Origin of the sequence: Bartonella sp. AP3QHHD (assembly GCF_042195765.1) — a bacterium.
Taxonomy (GTDB): Bacteria; Pseudomonadota; Alphaproteobacteria; order Rhizobiales; family Rhizobiaceae; genus Bartonella.
The window spans coordinates 111,870-117,869 of record NZ_JBHIPC010000015.1 but is presented as its reverse complement, the minus strand read 5'-3'; the positions used below and the strand labels follow the sequence as shown (position 1 = coordinate 117,869).

General features: G+C 34.6%; 7 protein-coding genes. 1 reads left to right on the top strand and 6 read right to left on the bottom strand.

The features are described from left to right. The 5 genes from trwL (ACFIL7_RS01220) to ACFIL7_RS01200 all read right to left on the bottom strand — a co-directional run. Positions 1-248 (bottom strand): VirB2 family type IV secretion system major pilin TrwL (trwL, locus tag ACFIL7_RS01220; RefSeq protein ID WP_375662172.1); only part of this gene is annotated, 248 nt, incomplete at its 3' end. Between the two features lie 78 nt (positions 249-326). Beyond that, entirely contained in the window at positions 327-647 is a 321-nt protein-coding gene (trwL, locus tag ACFIL7_RS01215) for a VirB2 family type IV secretion system major pilin TrwL (protein ID WP_375683254.1), read from the bottom strand. Next, a complete protein-coding gene (gene korA, locus ACFIL7_RS01210; RefSeq protein WP_375613158.1) occupies positions 610-909 on the bottom strand; it encodes a KorA family transcriptional regulator in 300 nt (99 codons plus the stop codon). Before korA ends, trwL (ACFIL7_RS01215) begins: the two co-directional genes overlap by 38 nt. Positions 910-1,038: 129 nt before the next feature. Further along, positions 1,039-1,608 carry a TrwN protein gene (locus ACFIL7_RS01205; protein WP_375683253.1) on the bottom strand — a complete coding sequence of 190 codons (570 nt, stop codon included), beginning with the start codon at positions 1,606-1,608 and terminating at the stop codon, positions 1,039-1,041. A gap of 56 nt (positions 1,609-1,664) precedes the next feature. Next, positions 1,665-2,279, bottom strand: a complete 615-nt coding sequence (locus tag ACFIL7_RS01200) for a hypothetical protein (RefSeq protein ID WP_375633477.1) — start codon at positions 2,277-2,279, stop codon at positions 1,665-1,667. Positions 2,280-2,407: 128 nt separating this feature from the next. On the opposite strand from ACFIL7_RS01200, the gene ACFIL7_RS01195 reads away from it, so the two are divergent. Further along, a complete protein-coding gene (locus ACFIL7_RS01195) occupies positions 2,408-2,695 on the top strand; it encodes an H-NS family nucleoid-associated regulatory protein (protein ID WP_015857007.1) in 288 nt (95 codons plus the stop codon). Between the two features lie 1,582 nt (positions 2,696-4,277). Here ACFIL7_RS01195 and ACFIL7_RS01190 read toward each other — a convergent pair. Then, positions 4,278-5,555: a ubiquinone biosynthesis hydroxylase gene (locus ACFIL7_RS01190; protein ID WP_375683252.1), complete on the bottom strand. Its 1,278-nt coding sequence runs from the start codon at positions 5,553-5,555 to the stop codon at positions 4,278-4,280. Positions 5,556-6,000: the final 445 nt, after the last annotated feature.

Here is a 6,000-nt window from a genome sequence, read left to right as displayed (position 1 = left end):
AAAGTGTCTTTTCCGATGTAGCGTCCCGCATAACCAATTGCTAAACATAAAAGTATAACGGCAGCAGCGATAGGGATAATCGCTTTCAAGTCTGTCTGTAACTCTGTTAGAGCTGTCTTCGCGTTTTGTAAAGTTTGTACTTGGGCTTGTGCATGAGCAGAACTATTCATAAAGAACGCAGTCATAGCAGCAGAAATTGCGATGATTTTGTTGTTACTTTTCGATTGAATACTAGTTAATTTTTGCATATTTCACTCTTATTAAAATCTAGATAATATTTTTATATAAATAAACATATTGTATTTTATGAGTCATAATTAACGCCACTATGGCTTAAATAGCAGAGTAACAAGTTGGGTTGCAGAACCTGCGACGACAACACCTACTGCCCAACGTACAAAAGTGTCTTTTCCGATGTAGCGTCCTGCATAGCCAATTGCTAAGCACAACAGTATAACGGCAGCAGCGATAGGGATAATTACTTTTAAGTCTGTCTGTAAATCCTTTAGAGCCGTCTCTGCATTTTGTAAAGTTTTTACTTTGGCTTGTGCATGAGCAGAACTATTCATAAAAAATATGGTCAAAGCTGCTGAAAATGCAGCAATTTTATTACGAGCTGTTGTGTGAAGAATATTTAATTGTTTCATGTTCTTTATCCTGATTAAGATTAAAACTCCCACAAATGACCCCTCGTTCATGAAGAAACTTAAAAAGATATTTTGGATCAGCCCAAGTTCTTAGTTTTCCTCTTTGTGTAAGTAACGTATATTTATTTGGTTTTCCGGTGATTGGATCATCGGAAATAAACGTGAAATACCATTCCCTTTCTGAAAGCATCACGACTGTAATCTCACGTGCTGCTTTTTGACTAAATGCCATATCAACGCTGTTTTGTTCTATCATTTTCATTATCTTTGCCCTCAATTAGAAGAGATTTTTTTCAATCTTACTAATTAGAGCTTTAACATTTTCTTATCTACCTTTCATTATAATATCCTATCAAAATTCTGGGTTTTCGTGAAAATATCAATCATCACTCTAGCGAGCCTCTCGATGAAGAAAATCTTCAGCTGAAAAAGCATCGTGGGCACTACTTTCTTTATGTGTAAATGCATCTTCCTCTCCTTTTGAAGAGAGAGGAAGAGAATCTACTTTAGTTGTCTGTTCTGGTTCTTCTTTTTTAAGCTTTACAGGCTCCTGCAAGCCTTCATTTCCTCGTACAGCAGCTTTTACTCCAATATATGAAGTAATTTTTTGCATAGAGGTGTGGTTTGAGTTTTCTGTATTGTAAAAATTCAGCACAGACTGCAAAGTCGCTTTTTCAAAGATGCACTTTGATGTTGTTTGTTCATAGCAGTAAGTTAAAGCGCTTTGCACAGCTGTAAAATTTCCGCAAAAATCAAATGCATCAAAAAGAGAAAACAATTTCACATTTATAACATCAATTTGCTCTAAAATTATGTTAAAATTATGTTTATTCTGGCTAAACTGTTCAGTTATTGGGATTGTTTCCTTAAGCTGAGATGATTGATAGAAGAAGTTATCTTTATCATCTGTTACATAGACATTGTCCCGCGTTTCTTGTTCGGCAACAACTGAAAATGTCATGGGAGGCATATTGGATATGTATGCAGCAGCAAAAAATGTGAAATCTGGAACAATCATTAGCAATACACCTTATTATGAAGAATTTTATTAATACAAATGCTAATTCTGTGTTGTGCTTTTTCTCGTTGTCTTTTGATTTTATAAATTTGTAGAATGAGATTGTTTAGCTTAGAATATTCCTTGTGATTATTGCTTTGTTCTCTTCTAAGAATATTTCTAATATATGCGAATATCCAACCAACAAGATAAAAGTGTGGAATAAAATATAGTACATTACGCCAACTAATATTATTGGAATCACGAAGAAAGGCGCTGCTTTTAAAAAATAATAATCTTTGATACTGTATTGAAGCTGCTTGTTTTATATAATTCTCTAGTTGCAAAAATCTTTTCAAAAAAAATTTATACGAAGTAAAAAGCCGTTGTGTATGAGGGGAGGTTTTCTTGTCATAATGAACTACACCATCAATATACAGAGAGGGCTTGTTCTTTGTTGCGTATTGCCATAACTTATAGAGTGACGATTTATATTTACTTTTGACTACTGATTCATGAGAGTCAGAGAGGTGTGATGGTGTTTGAGCACTGCATTTAGCAGTTCCAGCGATTGAGCTGAAAAAAGATGCAGTGGCGGTAATTGATATACCAATAAACAGTTCTTTGTGGCTCAAAGCACATCTCCGTCAAAGTGATATATGTATCGTAATTTTAATTTCGATAATAAATGGACAAAAATTGTCTATAATTGTGTTTAAAATATGTCAAAAAGAAATTCTTTTTTGCAAGGGGAGTAATTAAGGTGAATGATCTCAAAAATATGAATTTTGATGAACTACAAGAGATGCGTACACAAATCGATGTGGAATTAAAAAAACGGCAAGCAAAGGAAAAGCAAAATGCGCGACGAAAAATTCTTGAAATTGCTAATGCCCATGGAATTGATATCGCTGATCTTGTGAGCAAAGAGCGCCATTATAGAAATCCCAATAACCAATGGGAATTATGGAATGGGCGTGGACGTAGACCTAAGTGGATTAAAGAGTGGTTGGAGAATGGGTATACACTTGATGAACTCGAAGTAACGTAACACGTGTGCGATCTTTACAAGATAAGGGAATACCAAGGAATGTAAATGCAAGAAGTATGCTCTTTTGGGTAATTTAATTGTATAAATATACTGAACGAATATATTAAAGTATTGAGTTACCAAATACAATGATAGGGAGCGTGAAAAAGTTTATTTAAATGCAAAAGGTCTTGTTGTTATAATCTGGCAAGCATAATGATGATGCCAGATTGGAATATTGTAATTGCTTTTGGCATTTGAGAGAGGGGGATATTTTACTTCTTTTTATCGTTTCATTAACGGTGCTCTTTTTAGTCTATGTAAATAAAGAGTTTTATTGATTATTTACAAAAATGGTCGAAATGAGAATAATTTATTGCATAGGGATTTTAACTCAATATGTAAAATGATAATTTTATCAATTAATATGTTAATAAATTAGCATACTTATATTTTTGAAATACTGTTCTGTAGAACAAGCCTGATGTTATAGGTTTTGTTTGGTCTTTTTTCTGTAAGATTATATACGAGGCATTTACTTTATTTATCGTTCGTTTAGTTGAGATGAGTGAGTATATAGAAAAATGGAAAATTTCTATGGCTGTTATGGGTTTTATAGAATTTATGACATATTTCTGAGCGTTTGTGATTAAAACTCATTTATGAGCGTTTATGAATAATGAATAAAGAGCGTATTTGAAAATAAAAGGATTGGATCATTTCTATTGCAGTTTATCTTCTTTTATGGTGTGAAATAGAGGGATGATATGCGGTTTTACAATTGTGTGTGATGGTATAGAGTACGGAACACTTTGTTATATATTGGAATATTTTTTCTAAAGTCGTGTGGTATTCCACAATAAGTTAAAGAGTTTGTCTGAGAAGCAGAATGCCCCAAACGGAATACATTTATGTTTCCAATTTACGCGCTTTTTTAAAAGAAAAATTTTTCAATGCAACTAAGCTTATTTTATAGCGCTTTTCGTGAATAGTATAACGTAAAAGTCCCTATGAGCATATAAAATCCATTGTACACCACCATTTTTACTTCAATAAAAAGTATAAGCCGGCGCCATTATATACTTTACTCGCCTACAATGTTGCTAAAGTCCTTAGTTCTTGAGAGGGGGAGACTTTTTGTTGCTTTGTTTAATTGTTTTTATTTATACGACACTCTCACTTGTGATGTACAAGCGAATGATTTTGATTGCTTCAACGTGAGAGAGATTTGAAATAAGGGTATTTTATGATCTTTAGATTTCTCACTCAATATGAGAACAATGAACTTATTATTGTAAATAAAGTGTTGTGTGCTAAAAAGTCTTGTTTATTTTGTTATGCCGTGAAATGGCTTCTTTTAAGGTGTGGTGATATAAGGTAACCTCTTTGAGACATTAAACGTTTTTTCAGTGCATGGTGAATATTCTTAGAATGTAGCTTGCTTGTCGAGTTTTATGTTAAGTGAAATATGGGAGGAGGAAGTCAAAAAAAAATTACTCGACAGGAATCCGGTTTGTAAATAGATTGGATGAGATAGGAATTTTTTGTTCTTTGAAGGAGGAAGGCAAAGGTTGTAAAAAAGTGAAATAGTATGAATTTTTGCTTAAAGTGGGAAGCCATGTAGAAGACGTGGGGCATTTGGAGAGAGTCCGGCAGCTTCTTGAATGAAGTATTTTTTTATTTTTGGTGCTTGATTAATGATTCCAAGTCCGGTATCGCGGAGCATCCGTAAAAGAAGGCTATCATTAGAAAAGAGTTTATTAAGCCAATCATTGCTTAAAGCCATACGGACAATTTCAAAACGTCTCCAGCTTTGATAGCGCTCTAAAGCCGTGAGGGAGCCAATGTCAAGACCTAGTCGTGCTGTTTCAATAATCACTTCAGCGAGGGCAGCGCTATCGCGTAATCCTAAATTGAGTCCTTGTCCTGCAATGGGGTGGATGGTATGGGCGGCATCGCCAACGAGAGCAAAACGTGGTTTAACGCATTGACGTGTTAAAGAAAGACTCAAAGGAAAAGCTTGACGTTCGCCATCCCAAGAGAGTTTGCCTAATCGATGGCCAATGCGTCTTTCGAGTTCTGTTTCAAAAATAAGTGCATCAGCTTTGAGATAATATTGCGCAGTTTTATGATCTTCATTCCACACAATGGCGGATCGGTTGCCTTTGAGAGGGAGAAGAGCAAAAGGACCGGCAGGTAAAAAATGTTGAATTGCTTGACCATTATGGGGTTTTTCATGTTCAACTGTGCAGATAATTGCTGTTTGTTTATAGAGATGAGAAAAGTTTTTAAGATCTGCTTTTTGGCGTAATTTCGAATGGGCTCCGTCAGCTGCAATAAGCAATTTTGTTTGCCAAACCTCTTCATTATTTAAAGTAACGGTTGTATGTTGGTCTTCTTGATGAAAATCAATGACACGGGTGTTTGTAATAACAGGGATATTGAGATCTTTGACACGTTTTTTTAAAGTGTTGATGAGTTCTCTATGCTCTACCATAGCAGCAAAGGGCTCGCCGGGATTAATGTCGCCTTCAAAGGTTAAAAGAGTAGGTTTGACAGGATCATTTGTGCTTGTATCTGTGATGATCATTGAATGAATGGGTTGCGCATAGGGTTTTATAGATTCCCAACATTGTAATTGTTTTAACATACGAATAGAAGCAGCAGCAAGGGCAATGGTTCGTATGTTAGAAGCAGGGGTATCTCCTTGTGGAGCAGCATCAACGATTTTTATTTTCAGATTAGGGGCTGTTTGCTTGAGTGCTGTCGCTAGGGTTAAACCGACAGCTGCCCCCCCTGCAATGAGCAGATCACATTGTTTAGTTTTATGAGATTTAATTTTTTTATTGGGTTGTACGTTTTTATTGCGATTAGAACACACAATACTTCTTCCATTGTTTATAGTTTGCTTTCTTTTAAAAAGAATATCTTTTTACATTGCCTAAAATATCTTAACTTTTACTTTTCTCTCTGCTTTACAAGAACGAGGTTTCTTTTTGGCGCCAATCTGATGACGGATTGGTTTTTCAGAGTTTTTCTGCTTAATCATTTATGTGATTCATCTTACAGATTTATCGGATAAGCTTTTTTGAATATTCCTCTTCAATTCTTTTTACACTTGGTTGATAAAAAAGAAAACTAAAAATAAACAAAGATGGTCGTGTATTTTTTAAGTTGTGTGAGTTACTTCAGTATGCCTGTCCTGAAGGGGGATATTTAGTTAGTATGATAGATAAAAAATTGTTGTCATTCGTGATGGTTAAAACAGTATTCATATTTTGCCGTTATCATTATGTAGCATAAAAAATATTATTTGTTGAGGAAGG

Coding starts and splice junctions, on each gene's coding strand:
- trwL (WP_375683254.1), bottom strand. CDS start 647: ATGAAACAATTAAATATTCTTCACACAACAGCTCGTAATAAAATTGCT.
- korA (WP_375613158.1), bottom strand. CDS start 909: ATGAAAATGATAGAACAAAACAGCGTTGATATGGCATTTAGTCAAAAA.
- ACFIL7_RS01205 (WP_375683253.1), bottom strand. CDS start 1,608: ATGACATTTTCAGTTGTTGCCGAACAAGAAACGCGGGACAATGTCTAT.